This is a genomic window from Sphingomonas sp. BL-S-29 (genome assembly GCF_055521495.1).
Map to the genome: position 1 here is coordinate 4,219,889 of NZ_CM145482.1, position 13,059 is coordinate 4,232,947.

Here is a 13,059-nt window from a genome sequence, read left to right on the forward strand (position 1 = left end):
GGATAATGTCACTACTTTACCCGCATAAACCGGATCACGACAATAGGCGGATCGAAATGCTGGAGATGAGCAGATGCGCGTATTTGTAACGGGTGCCACCGGATGGGTCGGGTCGGCGGTGGTCGAGGAACTGGTCAGTGCCGGCCATCAGGTGACGGGCCTGGCCCGGTCCGCGGAAAAGGCAGCCGGGCTCGCCGCGGCCGGTGCCGACATCGTGTCCGGGACGCTCGACGACCTCGATACGCTGCGCGATGGCGCGGCGGCGGCGGACGGGGTGATCCACACCGCATTCAACCATGATTTCTCCCGGTTTGCCGAGAATGCGCGGCAGGACCAGCTGGCGATCGAGACATTGGGCAGCGCGCTGATGGGGTCGGACCGGCCGTTGCTCGTCACCTCGGGCTTTGCGTTGCTCGCGCCGGGCCGGGTCGCGACCGAGGCGGATCTGCCCGCGTCGCACCCCTCCTACCCGCGCCGGTCCGAGGCCGCCGCGATAGCTCTGGCGGCGCGCGGCGTGCGGGCCGCCTCCATCCGGCTGGCGCCGTCGGTGCACGGCACTGGCGACCACGGCTTCATCCCGTTCCTGATCGGCCTGGCCCGCGAGAAAGGCGTGTCCGCCTATATCGGCGACGGGGCGAACCGTTGGCCTGGGGTACACCGGCTCGACGCCGCGCGCCTCTACCGGCTTGCGCTCGAACAGGGCGCCACCGAGGCGGCCTATCACGCGACCGGCGACGAAGGAGTCGCGTTCAGGGACATCGCCGCGGTGATCGGGCGGCGGCTCGGCGTGCCGGTCGAATCGCGTGGACCGGAGCATTTCGGCTGGTTCGCCGATTTCGCCGGAGCGGATATTCCCGCATCGAGCGCGCGCACGCGGTCGTCGCTGGGCTGGGAACCGACGGGCCCGGATCTGCTGAGCGACATCGACCAGCCCGGCTATTATGCTGCCTGATCCGGCAGCGTGAGCTTGAACGCCTGATAAGCGTCAGTGAATTCGGGGAGCGCTTCGCACCGTGCGGCGTGCTCCCCCAGGGCGACCCAGCCATCCATGACGAACTGATCGGCCAGCGCCTCGCTGACGAAGCGGTGCATCGTGCCGAGCAGGACATCGGCGTGGCTCATCGTCTCGCCGAGCAGCCATGGGTCCTTCGCCGCCGCGCGCTCGCGTTCGAGCAGGTCGAGCGTGTCGATCACCTGGGCGCGGCACCGCTCGACCCACATCTTCAGGCCGCCATCGCGAAAGGCACGTTCATAGACCAGGCTGACCGCCTTTTCCGCGACGCCGGCGGCGAAGGCGCAGGTACGGAGCATGGCACGGCGATCGTCGCCGCGGCGGGTGAGGAAGGCGCGCTCGGGGCCGACCATCTCGTCGAGCGCATCGACGATCGCGCCGCTGTCGGTCAGCGCGACGCCGTCCTCATAGACCAGGGTCGGCACGCGCCGCAGCGGGTTGTAGCGCGCGATCTCCTCGACATCGCCGAACGCCGACAGCGGCGCGTGGCGATAGGGCAGATCATAGAGCTTCAACGTCACCGCGACGCGGCGGACGAAGGGCGAATCATACTGTCCGATCAGCAACATGGTCCGCCCTTCCCGTCCTTTTACCAGACCTTCACGCGCGCACTGGGTTCCAGATACAGCTTCTGGCCCGGCTGCACGTCGAATGCCTTGTACCACGCATCGAGGTTGCGAATGGTCTGCGCACGGAAACGGCCCGGCGAATGGCCGTCGGTCGCGACCTGCTGACGCGTGGACTTCTCGCGAGTCTTCTCGCGCCAGCTCTGGGCGAAGGCGAGCATGAAGCGCTGATCGCCGGTCAGCCCGTCGATCACCGGCGCTTCCTTGCCGCCGAGCGAGGCACGGTACGCCTCGTACGCCGCGGTCAGGCCAGCAACGTCGGCGATATTCTCGCCCAGCGTCTGTTCGCCGCTGAGGTGAAGGCCTGGCAGCGCCTCATAGGCGTCATACTGCTTGGCAAGCGCCGCGCTCTGCTCCTTGAAATGCGCGAAGTCGGCGAGGGTCCACCAGTTGCGCAGTTTGCCGCTCGAATCGAACTCGGCGCCGGTGTTGTCGAAGCTGTGGCTGATCTCGTGCCCGATGACCGCGCCGATCGAACCATAGTTCGCAGCCGCGTCCGCCTTGGGATCGTAGAACGGCGCCTCAAGGATCGCCGCCGGGAAGTTGAGCGCATTCTGCAGCGGCAGATTGACCGCGTTGACCGTCTGCGGCGTCATCCACCATTCGCCCTTGTCCGGCGCCTTGCCGATCTTGCCGACCTGGTGTCGGTATTCCGCGAGGCGCGCACGCTGCAGATTGCCGAGCGGATCGTCGCCCTTGATCTCCAGCGACCCGTAATTGCGCCAGGTCTCGGGATAGCCGACGCCGACGCGCATCGTCTCGATCTTCTTGCGCGCTTCGGCCTTGGTCGCGGGCGCCATCCAGGTCAGATTCTCGACGCGCTTGTCGAAGGCGGCCAGGATGTTCTTCACCATATTCTGGATGTCGGTCTTGGACGAGGCCGGGAAGAATTTCGCGACATAGATCTGGCCGACCGCGTCGCCCAGGCTGTTGTTCACGGCGGCAATCGCCCGCTTGTCGCGCGGCCGCGGCTGCTGCGTGCCGCTCAGCGTCTTGCCGTAGAAGTCGAACGAGGCATCGTCGAAGGCCTTGGGCAGCACCGGCGTGACGGTGTTGATGTGGTGGAAGGCCATCCAGTCCTGCCACGCTTCCAGCGGCTCGCTCGCCACCAGGGCGGAGAGCTTCGCGGTCGGGGCGGGATGCCAGACGATGAAGTCCTGCTGGCCCGAAAGACCCGCCGCTTCGAAAAAGGCGTTCCAGTCCAGGCCCGGCGCCTTCTTCGCGAAGTCCGCCTGTTTCCACGGGTTGTTCGCCTTATGGACGTCCTGGCTCTCGATATAGCCGGCATGCGCCGTGGCGATCTTGGTCTCGAGCGCCATTACACGGTCGGCGCGCGCGGCGGGATCGCTCAGGCCGGCCAGGGTGAAGACCTTGGTAACATAGGCCTTATAGGCGGTGCGGACCTGCGCCATGTCGGGCTTGGCCGAGACATAATAGTCGCGCTCGGGCAGACCGATGCCGCCCTGAAGCAGATACGGCACGGTCTGGCCCGGATTGTCGAGCGCCTGGGTGACGAACAGGCCGAACAGATGCTCGGTCTTGAAATTGGTCGCGTTGAGCGGATCGACATCGGCGCGAAGATCGGCGCCGAGGGCCTTGGCCAGGGCGGTCTTGTCCGCAATGGCGGCGATCGCGTCCAGCTCGGGCTTGATCGGGGCGAGGCCGCGCTTCTCGATGCCGGCGGTGTCGAGATAGGCATTGTAGAAATCGGCGATCCTGCGCTGGTCGGTGCCGGCGGCGGCATTGGCCTTGACGGCTTCCGCGATCAGCTGCGCATTGCGGCCTTCAGCGATGTTGAACACCTGAAGGAAGATGCCGGTGCTCGACCGGTCGGCCGGGATCTCGGTCTTGGCGCGCCAGCCGCCATTGGCATATTCGTCGAAATCGTCGCCGGGTTTGACGGCCTTGTCGAGCCCCGCCACGTCGACGCCGATCGCGCTGCCCGCAACCGGCGTCGTCGCGCTCTGGGTGCAGGCAGTGGTGGCGAGCAGGGCCGCGAGAAAAATCGTTGAACGCTTCATGTGATAGACCTCTCCAAGGTGTATGGCGCGGGGGATACACCCGTGTTTTCGGTTACACCAGATACCAACGCCGCCGTTTCCCCGCACCGCCGCACAGAGCCTTATGCCGCGAGCGTCGCTTCCCATTCGCGCGATCGCTGTCTAGTCAGGGGCCAAGATGAGGATAACACCATGAGCGCGCCGGCTCTCGACACCAAGCTATCGCCGGAGAGCGAGACCTTCCGCGCCAACGCAGCGCACAACCGGGCATTGGCGGAGCGACTCCGTGCCGATGTCGCGCGGACGGCGCTTGGCGGGTCCGAGAAAAGTCGCGAACGGCACGCGTCGCGCGGCAAACTGCTCCCACGCGACCGGGTGGAGCGGCTGCTCGATCCGGGATCGCCCTTTCTCGAGATCGGGCAGCTCGTCGCGAACGGGCTGTATGACGACGAGGTGCCGGGTGCCGGCGTGATCGCGGGCATCGGCCGGGTCTCCGGCCGGCAGGTGATGATCCTGTGCAACGATGCCACGGTGAAGGGCGGGACCTATTATCCGCTGACGGTGAAGAAGCATCTGCGCGCGCAGGAGATCGCCGAGGCGAACCGCCTGCCCTGCATCTATCTGGTCGATTCGGGCGGCGCGAACCTGCCGCATCAGGCCGAGGTGTTTCCCGATCGCGACCATTTCGGGCGGATCTTCTTCAACCAGGCGACCATGTCGGCGAAGGGCATTCCGCAGATCGCCTGCGTGATGGGCAGTTGCACGGCGGGCGGCGCCTATGTGCCCGCGATGTCCGACGAGACGGTGATCGTGCGCAACCAGGGCACGATCTTCCTCGCCGGCCCGCCGCTGGTGAAGGCAGCGACGGGCGAAGTGATCTCCGCCGAGGAACTGGGCGGCGCGGAGACGCATGGCCGCAAGTCGGGCGTGGTCGACCATGTCGCCGAGAATGACGAGCATGCGCTGACCATCGTGCGCGACATCGTCTCCACGCTGCCCGAGAACCGGAAACCCGACATCGCGCTGGTGGAACCCCGGGCGCCGAAGTTCGATGCGGAGGAGCTGTACGGGATCATCCCGTCGGACGTCCGTGCGCCGTACGATGTGCACGAGGTGATCGCGCGGCTGGTCGACGCGTCCGAGTTTCACGAGTTCAAGGCGCTCTATGGATCGAGCCTGGTGTGCGGTTTTGCGCATATCTGGGGCATGCCGGTCGCGATCCTCGCCAATAACGGCGTGCTCTTCTCGGAGAGCGCGGTGAAGGGCGCTCATTTCATCGAGCTGGCGTGCCAGCGGCGCATCCCGTTGCTGTTCCTGCAGAACATCTCGGGCTTCATGGTCGGCGGGCGTTATGAAGCGGAGGGCATCGCCAAGCATGGCGCGAAGCTCGTGACCGCAGTGGCGACGGCGAGCGTGCCGAAGATCACCGTGCTGATCGGCGGCAGCTTCGGCGCAGGCAATTACGGCATGTGCGGCCGGGCCTATTCGCCGCGGTTCCTGTTCAGCTGGCCCAACAGCCGGATCAGCGTGATGGGTGGGGAGCAGGCGGCCTCGGTCCTGGCGACGGTGCACCGCGATGCGGAGAGCTGGACCGAGGAAGAGGCCGAGGCGTTCAAGGCGCCGATCCGCCAGAAATATGAGGACGAGGGCAATCCCTGGCACGCGACGGCGCGGCTGTGGGACGACGGCATCATCGATCCGGCGCAGACGCGCGATGTGCTTGGTCTGGCTTTTGCGGCGACGTTGAATGCGCCCATTCCGGAAAAGGCGTCGTTCGGCGTGTTCAGGATGTAAGCGATGGAATTCGAGCTCGAGGACGGCCTGGTATTCCCAAGGCCCAATGCCGCGACGCTGGATGCGCAACTGCGTATCCTCGCACCGGACAGCAGGAACAGCTTCGCGATCCTGACCCTGTCGGATGGCGATTACATGCAGACCGCCTGCGAGGGCGATGGCTACGTCATCGAACGGCAATCGCAGGATCCGGTTCACCATTTCCGGGCGGTCAGGCCAGCGGGTGGCACGCTGTTCACGATCGACGAAGTGATCGCGGCCTTTGCCGCCTTTGCGTACGAACCGGCTCATCCGCTCTTCCTCGTCTGGGAATCGATGGACGATGAGCTCGGAATATCATCGTGACCGTCGAGACGACGCCTTTCCATGGAGTCCTGTGAATGTCCCTGATGCTTGCGCTTCTCGCCCAGGTCACGCCGATGCAGCCGATGCCGAAGGGCACCGGCCTGCCGCCCCCCGGCACTGACGAGGGCGCGGTGATGGCGCCGATCAACGCATTGTTCGCCGGGCTGGCCGCACGCGATTCCGCGGCGATCCTGGCCCAGCTTCGTAGCGAGGGCGGCGCGACCGTGGCGAATGAAGCGCCGAACGGCACACGCACCGTCCGCCATATGAGCTGGGCGGAGTTCGCCGCCGGGGTCAAACCCGGCCCGGAGAAATATGAGGAGCGCATCAGCAACCCAGCGATCGAGATCGACGGCGACATCGCGATGGTCTGGGCGCCCTATATTTTCCTGATCGACGGCAAGGCGCATCATTGCGGCGTCGACCATTTCGATCTGGTCCGCGAAGCCGGCGCCTGGAAGATCGTCAACATCACCTGGACCGCGCGCGCCACGGGTTGCGAGGGCTGATCTTGCTGAAATCCCTTCTCATCGCCAATCGCGGCGAGATCGCCTGCCGGATCATCCGCACCGCGCGGGCGATGGGCGTGCGCACCGTCGCGGTCTATTCGGATGCCGATGCCAAGGCGCTGCATGTGCGTCAGGCCGATGAGGCCGTGCATATCGGCCCCTCCCCGGCGCGCGAGAGCTATCTGGTCGGCGAGAAGATAATCGCCGCTGCGAAGCACACCGGGGCCGAGGCGATCCATCCGGGCTATGGCTTCCTGTCGGAGAATGCCGACTTCGCGCAGGCGGTGATCGATGCCGGCATTATCTGGGTCGGGCCCAAGCCCGATAGCATCCGCGCCATGGGGCTGAAGGATGCCGCCAAGGAGCGGATGATCGCGGCGGGCGTGCCCGTGACGCCGGGCTATCTCGGCGAGGACCAGTCGCCGGAGCGGCTCGCGGCGGAGGCTGCGGCGGTTGGCTATCCCGTGCTGATCAAGGCGGTTGCGGGCGGTGGCGGCAAGGGCATGCGCCGCGTCGAAGCGCCGGAGAATTTCGCCGACGCGCTGCTGTCCTGCCAGCGCGAGGCAGCATCGTCCTTCGGCAACACACAGGTGCTGATCGAGAAATACATCCTCTCGCCGCGGCACATCGAGGTGCAGGTGTTCGGCGATGCCCAAGGCAATGTCGTCCATCTGTTCGAGCGCGACTGCTCACTGCAACGCCGCCACCAGAAAGTGATCGAGGAAGCCCCTGCCCCCGGCATGGACGAGGTGACGCGCGAGGCGATCTGTGCCGCAGCGGTGAAGGCGGCCAAGGCAGTCGACTATGTCGGCGCCGGCACGATCGAGTTCATCGCCGACGCCAGTGAAGGCCTGCGCGCCGACCGCATCTGGTTCATGGAGATGAACACGCGGCTGCAGGTCGAGCATCCGGTGACCGAGGAGATCACCGGGCAGGATCTGGTCGAGTGGCAGTTGCGGGTGGCGAGCGGGGAGCCGCTGCCGAAGCGGCAGGATGAGCTGGCTATTGATGGCTGGGCGATGGAGGCGCGGCTTTATGCCGAGGATCCACGGAACGGGTTCCTGCCCTCCATCGGCGAGCTCGAATCATTCAAATTCATGACGCCGTGGGAAGACCAATGGACCACACGAAAGGACATGGGATATGATTGGGGCGACGTCGTTTCTCCTTTCTACGACCCCATGCTCGGCAAGCTGATCGAGCATCGTGAAAGCCGGGAGGAAGCGGCGCGGGAACTGGCATCCACCTGCGAAACCGCGCAGATCAGTCCGGTGCGGACTAACTTGGCCTTTGTCGCCCGTGCTCTCGATCATCCTGATTTTCTGGCCGGCAAGATCGACACCGGCTTTATCGATCGACATCTCGCGGAACTCGCGACGCCTGAACTTCCCGTCGAGACCATGGCAGCAGAAGCTGCCTATGACCTAGGTGAACTCGACACGAAAGGGCAGGATCCCTGGAACAATCTCGGCTTCAGGCTCAATGCCGAGCGCCGTGCACCCGTTCGGGTGGTGGACGAATTTGGCGTCGTTCATGAGAGCAACCTAGTCGAGCGGTTCACTTCGCAAGCCTTGTCGATCATCGGCCAGAGCCTGATGAATACCGATTATGCCGGCCCGGGTTTACATTTTGGCGGGTTCGAACGGGACGGGACCGCGGTCAGCTTTGCTGACGGCGAACATCGCAGCTTCCGCCTTTACGAACCACGCGGAACCGCCGTCGGCGCATCTTCTGACGGCACCATCCTCTCCCCCATGCCCGGCCGCATCATCGCGGTCGAAGTCGCAGCAGGCGCCACCGTCACCAAGGGCCAGAAGCTGCTCACCCTCGAAGCGATGAAGATGGAGCACAGCCTCGTTGCGCCGTTCGACGGAACGGTGGCGGAGCTTGGCGCGGAGACCGGCGGACAGGTGAGCGAGGGTGCGGTGCTCGCCCGGATCGAGCGGGCCGCATGAGCATCATCTTCCGCCCAGCGACCGCCGATGATCTGCCCGCGATCGTCGCGCTGCTCGACGATGACGAGCAGAGCAAGGGGCGCGAGGATGCGAGCCTGCCGCTCGATCCGCGCTATCTCGCCGCGTTCGAGGCGATCGTCGCCGATCCGAACCAGATGCAGGTCGTCGCCGACCTCGACGGCGCGGTGGTCGGCACGATGCAATTGAGCTTCCTGCCAGGCATCGCCTTTCGCGGCGGCTGGCGCGGGCAGATCGAGGCAGTGCGGATCGCGAGCAGCCTGCGCGGCCAGGGACTCGGCAAGCAGATGATCGAATGGGCGGTTGCGCTGTTCCGCGAGCGCGGCTGCCATATGGCGCAGCTCACCTCCATGTCGACGCGGACCGATGCGCATCGCTTTTACGAGCAAATGGGCTGGAACAAGAGCCATGCCGGGTTCAAGCTGAAGCTCTGAAAAACAAACCAGGGGATGGATATGGCCGACGGCTTCGATTTCACCGGCAAGACCGTGATGGTGTTCGGCGGGACCAGCGGGATCAACCTGGGCATTGCCAAATCCTTTGCCCGGCGCGGGGCGACGCTCGCCGTTGCCAGCCGCAGCCAGGACAAGGTCGATGCCGCGGTGGCGGCGCTGTCGGAGAACACGCCTGCGCTCGGCTATAGCCTCGACGTGCGCGACTATGATGCGGTGAAGGCGGCGATCGACGATTTCCGCGCGCAACGCGGCACGATCGACGTGCTGGTGTCGGGCGCGGCCGGCAATTTCCCCGTCGCGGCGGCGATGCTCAGTTCGAACGGGTTCAAGGCCGTTACCGAGATCGACACGCTCGGCACCTTCCATGTCATGCGCGCCGCGTACGAGCATCTGACCAAGCCCGGCGCGAGCATCATCAACATTTCGGCGCCCCAGGCGTTCATCGCCACGCCGTTCCAGGTCCATGTCTGCGCAGCCAAGGCCGGGGTCGACATGATCACCAAGACGCTGGCGATCGAATGGGGGCCGGAAGGCGTGCGGGTCAATTCGGTCTCGCCCGGGCCGATCGCCGGGACCGAAGGCATGGAGCGGCTGGCGCCGACGCCCGAGGCCAAGGCGAAGTCGGCCCGGTCGGTGCCGCTGGGGCGGATGGGCACGGTCGACGATGTCGCCGATGTCTGCCTGTTCCTCGCATCGGACTATGCGCGCTATGTCTCGGGCGTGGTGCTGCCGGCCGATGGCGGCTGGACCGCGGGACGGACCTTGGGAGGCATGGGCTGATGGCCGGCAGATTCTATGACGAGTGGCAGGTGGGCGACCGGATCAGCCATGAGATCCGGCGCACGGTGACCGAGACCGACAATCTGCTGATGTCGACGCTGACGCACAATCCGCAGCCGCTGCACCTCGATGCCGAATATGCCGGCGCGACCGAGTTCGGGCGGATCGTCGTCAATGGAACCTTCACCTTCTCCCTGATGGTCGGGGTGTCGGTGGGCGACACGACGCTCGGCACGCTGGTGGCGAACCTGGGTTACGATAAGCTGGTGATGCCCAAGCCGGTGTTCATCGGCGATACGCTGCGCTGCGAGACCGAGGTGGTCGAGTTGCGCGAGAGCAAGTCGCGCGCCGATGCCGGACTGGTGACGTTCCGCCACCGCATGATTAACCAGCGCGACGAAGAGGTGTGCTCGTGCCTCAGGACCGCGCTGATGCGGAAGAAGCCGGCCTGAGATTTCCCTGTTTCTGCACCAATAACAGGGAATTAACAGGGAATTTCGTTTTTTCCGGCCGCCGACTCGACCGTTTTCACCAAATCGTCCAGCATTCACAATGTGTTGATCGAAATTCCCTGTTATGCCGGAACAGCGAATTTTGCCGAGCGGAACAGGGAAATGCGCGCCCGAAGGGCAAATCCGGTTATACAGCGACGAGAAGGAGCGAGGGTGAAGCCATACAACTCCACCCCGCACGATCATTACCCCTTTCACGCCGGATTTGAATCGATCCGCCCCGGCGCTGGAACAGCCATCGCGGCGCTGTCGTTGTGGGATAACTCCGACCTAATCCATGTTGGCCTCGCACGACCTTCGAGCGGGGATCGCCCTCCCATCTCTCTTCTGTTATCCGCCTCGCCCTTCCGGCCGTCGCGGAAAGGCAGCGCGAGCAGATGCGTCCGATCGTTGACTTTCGACGCAAATACACAGACAAATTGATACACGGGGGCGGAACGACCGGCCTGCGGAAATACGATCATCGGGAGAGGGGCCGCGTGCGCCTGCTTCCGCAAAGAATGGACGCCATCGCGAGGGGGCCTGAAGATGAAACCGTTTTACGGCGTGAGTGCCGCATTGCTGCTTTGCGCGGCGAACGCAGCCGGTGCCCAGGTGACGACGAACGCACCGCCGCCAGTTGCCGGCGCACAGCCTGTCGCGATTGAACGCATCAAGGTCCATTCACCGGCGATCATGGGCAACCTGGAAGGCGAAACCGCCGACCGGGACGTCATCGTGGTGCTGCCGCCCAGCTATGCGAAGAACCCGCGGCATCGCTATCCCGTGGTCTACGCCCTTCACGGCTATTCGATCGGTGCCGACCAGTGGACCAGGGAAATCCATGTTCCGCAGACGATCGAGGGCGGCTTCGCCAAGGGCGCGAAGGACATGATCCTGGTCTTTCCCGACAGCAAGACCATTCACAACGGCTCGATGTATTCCAGCTCGACGACGACCGGCGACTTCGAGACCTTCGTGGCGCGCGATCTGGTCGCTTATGTCGATGGCCATTACCGGACGCTGGCGAAGCGGGAGAGCCGCGGGCTGGCGGGCCATTCGATGGGCGGATACGGCACCAGCCGGATCGGCATGAAGCATCCGGAGGTGTTCGGCGCGCTCTATATGATGAGCCCGTGTTGCCTGTCGGCGCGCCAGGGCGGCCAGTTCAACGCGGAGGCGGCAGCGGCACTTGCGGCCGTGAAGGTGCCGGCGGATTCGGCCAAGCTGCCATTCGGGCTGAGAGCGCAGCTGGCGAGCGCCGCGGCATGGTCGCCCAACCCGAAGAACCCGCCGCTCTATCTCGACCTGCCGGTGAAGGACGGCGTGGCCCAGCCCGACGTGCTCGCGCGATGGGCGGCCAACGCACCGCTGGCCTTTGTCGACCAATATATTGGCAACCTGCGGCAATATCGCGCGATCTCGATCGATGTCGGAGACAAAGACGGGCTGAAGGTCGATGCCGAGAAGCTGCACACTGTGCTCGACAGCTATGGCATCGCCAACGGCTTCGACATCTATCCCGGCGACCACACCAACAATGTCGCAATCCGATTCCAGGATCAGGTGATCCCGTTCTTCAGCCGCAATCTCGTCTTCGAAAAGGGTCGCTGATGACGCCGACACAAAGCCAGGGAGCAATTCCTGGAGCAAAACTTAGTTAGCTGGAATCGTCTCTCCCCGTTCGCCCTGAGCTTGTCGAAGGGCTGTTCTTTCTTCCGAGGAAGAGGAGAGCAGGGCCTCGACAGGCTCAGCCCGAACGGTGGGGATTAATCCAGCCCGAGAGCGCTTTAGCGCAGCCGAACGACGACCGACCATCAGAGGGAGACTATCATGAAGCCTGGTTTCGCAGCCGCCATTATATTGACCTTTGCGGGCTCTGCCCTGCCAGCCCATGCCCAGGATTTCGATCCGATGGCGATGGCCGACACCAATGCCGACGGCAAGGTGAGCCTGGCCGAGGCGACCGCCTTTTCGGCACAGGGGTGGACGTTCGTCGATCAATCGAATGCGGGCAAGATCAAGAAGGAGACGCTGCCGGACTTCATGCAGCCCTCCTTCGCGAGCGCGCAGGTGGACGCCGAGGGCTATGTCACCAAGGACGCGTTCCTGGCGGCCGTGCCCGATCGTTTCAAGGCGGCCGATGCGAACGCGGACGGCTCGCTCAGCGATGCCGAGCTGCGCGCTTTTCTCGGCATGCCATGATCGGCGCGACCTCCAGCGACAGGCGGCGAGCGGCCGAACCCTTTATACGGTGAAGCTCTCGCCGCAGCCGCATTCGCCCTTGGCGTTAGGGTTCTGGAACACGAAGCCGGCCGCGAAATCATCCTCGACCCAGTTCATGGTCGACCCGATCAGATAGAGGATCGAGCCGCCGTCGACGAACAGGGTGCCGCCGGGCGTATCGATGCGCTCGTCGAACGGCTTGGCCTCGGTGACATAGTCGACCGAATAAGCGAGGCCCGAGCAGCCGCGCCTGGGCGTCGACAGCTTCACGCCGATCGCGCCTTCGGGGGCCTTGGTCATCAGGTCCGCGATCCGCGCCTCGGCGGTCGGGGTCAGGATCAGCGCCGCCGGGCGCACGCGCGCGGTGGTTGCCATCACAGCATCCCCAGTTCGAGTTTGGCGTCGTCCGACATCTTCTGCGGATCCCATGGCGGATCCCAGACGAGATTGACGTCAGCGGTACCGACGCCCGGCACCGAACCGACGCGCAGTTCGACTTCGGCGGGCATGGATTCGGCGACCGGGCAATGCGGCGTGGTGAGCGTCATCGTCACCACCGCATGGCCTTCATCAGTCACCTCGACGCCGTAGATCAGGCCAAGATCATAGATGTTCACCGGGATTTCCGGATCGTAGATTTCCTTGAGCGCGTCGACGACGGCCTCATACAGCGCGCCGCCCGGCTCGCCCGAAGGTTGAGCCTGCGGCTTCTGGGAAAGGAAACCCTCCAGATAGTCGCGCTTGCGCTCGAACGTCTCCGTCACCCCGCCATCGACGCGCGCCCTGGGCGGCGCCTCGACCGAGTCCACTTCTTCAACCACAATCTTGCGTTCTTCGTTCATCGAAGA

General features: G+C 64.8%; 14 protein-coding genes. 10 read left to right on the top strand and 4 right to left on the bottom strand.

What is annotated here, in order from left to right; genetic code table 11:
* The first annotated feature begins 73 nt into the window (after window positions 1-73).
* Window positions 74-952 carry an SDR family oxidoreductase gene (locus ACZ1I2_RS20030; protein WP_465176086.1) on the top strand — a complete coding sequence of 293 codons (879 nt, stop codon included), beginning with the start codon at window positions 74-76 and terminating at the stop codon, window positions 950-952.
* Here ACZ1I2_RS20030 and ACZ1I2_RS20035 read toward each other — a convergent pair.
* Both ACZ1I2_RS20035 and ACZ1I2_RS20040 read right to left on the bottom strand, forming a co-directional pair.
* Window positions 940-1,581: a glutathione S-transferase family protein gene (locus ACZ1I2_RS20035; RefSeq protein ID WP_465176085.1), complete on the bottom strand. Its 642-nt coding sequence runs from the start codon at window positions 1,579-1,581 to the stop codon at window positions 940-942. The two genes, ACZ1I2_RS20030 and ACZ1I2_RS20035, sit on opposite strands and share 13 nt — an antisense overlap.
* Window positions 1,582-1,601: 20 nt before the next feature.
* Window positions 1,602-3,659 (bottom strand): M13 family metallopeptidase, encoded by a 2,058-nt coding sequence (locus tag ACZ1I2_RS20040; protein WP_465176084.1) that lies wholly within the window; start codon window positions 3,657-3,659, stop codon window positions 1,602-1,604.
* A 171-nt stretch (window positions 3,660-3,830) separates the two neighbouring features.
* On the opposite strand from ACZ1I2_RS20040, the gene ACZ1I2_RS20045 reads away from it, so the two are divergent.
* The 9 genes from ACZ1I2_RS20045 (at window position 3,831) to ACZ1I2_RS20085 (ending at window position 12,190) form a co-directional block, all read left to right on the top strand.
* Window positions 3,831-5,432 carry a carboxyl transferase domain-containing protein gene (locus tag ACZ1I2_RS20045; RefSeq protein ID WP_465176083.1) on the top strand — a complete coding sequence of 534 codons (1,602 nt, stop codon included), beginning with the start codon at window positions 3,831-3,833 and terminating at the stop codon, window positions 5,430-5,432.
* A gap of 3 nt (window positions 5,433-5,435) precedes the next feature.
* Window positions 5,436-5,777 (top strand): hypothetical protein, encoded by a 342-nt coding sequence (locus ACZ1I2_RS20050; protein WP_465176082.1) that lies wholly within the window; start codon window positions 5,436-5,438, stop codon window positions 5,775-5,777.
* 35 nt (window positions 5,778-5,812) lie between these two features.
* Window positions 5,813-6,286 carry a nuclear transport factor 2 family protein gene (locus ACZ1I2_RS20055; protein ID WP_465172420.1) on the top strand — a complete coding sequence of 158 codons (474 nt, stop codon included), beginning with the start codon at window positions 5,813-5,815 and terminating at the stop codon, window positions 6,284-6,286.
* A 2-nt stretch (window positions 6,287-6,288) separates the two neighbouring features.
* Window positions 6,289-8,241, top strand: coding sequence for an acetyl/propionyl/methylcrotonyl-CoA carboxylase subunit alpha (locus ACZ1I2_RS20060; RefSeq protein ID WP_465172419.1), 1,953 nt, complete (start codon window positions 6,289-6,291; stop codon window positions 8,239-8,241).
* Window positions 8,238-8,693, top strand: a complete 456-nt coding sequence (locus ACZ1I2_RS20065; RefSeq protein WP_465172418.1) for an N-acetyltransferase family protein — start codon at window positions 8,238-8,240, stop codon at window positions 8,691-8,693. Before ACZ1I2_RS20060 ends, ACZ1I2_RS20065 begins: the two co-directional genes overlap by 4 nt.
* Before the next feature lie 21 nt (window positions 8,694-8,714).
* Window positions 8,715-9,494 carry an SDR family oxidoreductase gene (locus ACZ1I2_RS20070; RefSeq protein WP_465176081.1) on the top strand — a complete coding sequence of 260 codons (780 nt, stop codon included), beginning with the start codon at window positions 8,715-8,717 and terminating at the stop codon, window positions 9,492-9,494.
* Window positions 9,494-9,946, top strand: coding sequence for a MaoC family dehydratase (locus ACZ1I2_RS20075; protein ID WP_465176080.1), 453 nt, complete (start codon window positions 9,494-9,496; stop codon window positions 9,944-9,946). Before ACZ1I2_RS20070 ends, ACZ1I2_RS20075 begins: the two co-directional genes overlap by 1 nt.
* A 588-nt stretch (window positions 9,947-10,534) precedes the next feature.
* Window positions 10,535-11,599, top strand: coding sequence for an alpha/beta hydrolase (locus ACZ1I2_RS20080; protein WP_465176079.1), 1,065 nt, complete (start codon window positions 10,535-10,537; stop codon window positions 11,597-11,599).
* A gap of 219 nt (window positions 11,600-11,818) precedes the next feature.
* Complete coding sequence (locus tag ACZ1I2_RS20085) at window positions 11,819-12,190, top strand: hypothetical protein (RefSeq protein WP_465176078.1); 372 nt, start codon at window positions 11,819-11,821, stop codon at window positions 12,188-12,190.
* Between the two features lie 42 nt (window positions 12,191-12,232).
* Here the strand turns inward: ACZ1I2_RS20085 and ACZ1I2_RS20090 are convergent, their stop codons facing one another.
* Both ACZ1I2_RS20090 and ACZ1I2_RS20095 read right to left on the bottom strand, forming a co-directional pair.
* On the bottom strand, window positions 12,233-12,586 hold the full coding sequence (locus ACZ1I2_RS20090; protein ID WP_465176077.1) for a HesB/IscA family protein: 354 nt from the start codon (window positions 12,584-12,586) through the stop codon (window positions 12,233-12,235).
* Complete coding sequence (locus tag ACZ1I2_RS20095) at window positions 12,586-13,053, bottom strand: SUF system Fe-S cluster assembly protein (protein ID WP_465172412.1); 468 nt, start codon at window positions 13,051-13,053, stop codon at window positions 12,586-12,588. The genes ACZ1I2_RS20090 and ACZ1I2_RS20095 overlap by 1 nt, the downstream gene beginning before the upstream one ends.
* Window positions 13,054-13,059 lie beyond the last annotated feature (6 nt).

Coding starts and splice junctions, on each gene's coding strand:
- ACZ1I2_RS20030 (WP_465176086.1), top strand. CDS start 74: ATGCGCGTATTTGTAACGGGTGCCACCGGATGGGTCGGGTCGGCGGTG.
- ACZ1I2_RS20035 (WP_465176085.1), bottom strand. CDS start 1,581: ATGTTGCTGATCGGACAGTATGATTCGCCCTTCGTCCGCCGCGTCGCG.
- ACZ1I2_RS20040 (WP_465176084.1), bottom strand. CDS start 3,659: ATGAAGCGTTCAACGATTTTTCTCGCGGCCCTGCTCGCCACCACTGCC.
- ACZ1I2_RS20045 (WP_465176083.1), top strand. CDS start 3,831: ATGAGCGCGCCGGCTCTCGACACCAAGCTATCGCCGGAGAGCGAGACC.
- ACZ1I2_RS20050 (WP_465176082.1), top strand. CDS start 5,436: ATGGAATTCGAGCTCGAGGACGGCCTGGTATTCCCAAGGCCCAATGCC.
- ACZ1I2_RS20055 (WP_465172420.1), top strand. CDS start 5,813: ATGTCCCTGATGCTTGCGCTTCTCGCCCAGGTCACGCCGATGCAGCCG.
- ACZ1I2_RS20065 (WP_465172418.1), top strand. CDS start 8,238: ATGAGCATCATCTTCCGCCCAGCGACCGCCGATGATCTGCCCGCGATC.
- ACZ1I2_RS20070 (WP_465176081.1), top strand. CDS start 8,715: ATGGCCGACGGCTTCGATTTCACCGGCAAGACCGTGATGGTGTTCGGC.
- ACZ1I2_RS20075 (WP_465176080.1), top strand. CDS start 9,494: ATGGCCGGCAGATTCTATGACGAGTGGCAGGTGGGCGACCGGATCAGC.
- ACZ1I2_RS20080 (WP_465176079.1), top strand. CDS start 10,535: ATGAAACCGTTTTACGGCGTGAGTGCCGCATTGCTGCTTTGCGCGGCG.
- ACZ1I2_RS20085 (WP_465176078.1), top strand. CDS start 11,819: ATGAAGCCTGGTTTCGCAGCCGCCATTATATTGACCTTTGCGGGCTCT.
- ACZ1I2_RS20090 (WP_465176077.1), bottom strand. CDS start 12,586: ATGGCAACCACCGCGCGCGTGCGCCCGGCGGCGCTGATCCTGACCCCG.
- ACZ1I2_RS20095 (WP_465172412.1), bottom strand. CDS start 13,053: ATGAACGAAGAACGCAAGATTGTGGTTGAAGAAGTGGACTCGGTCGAG.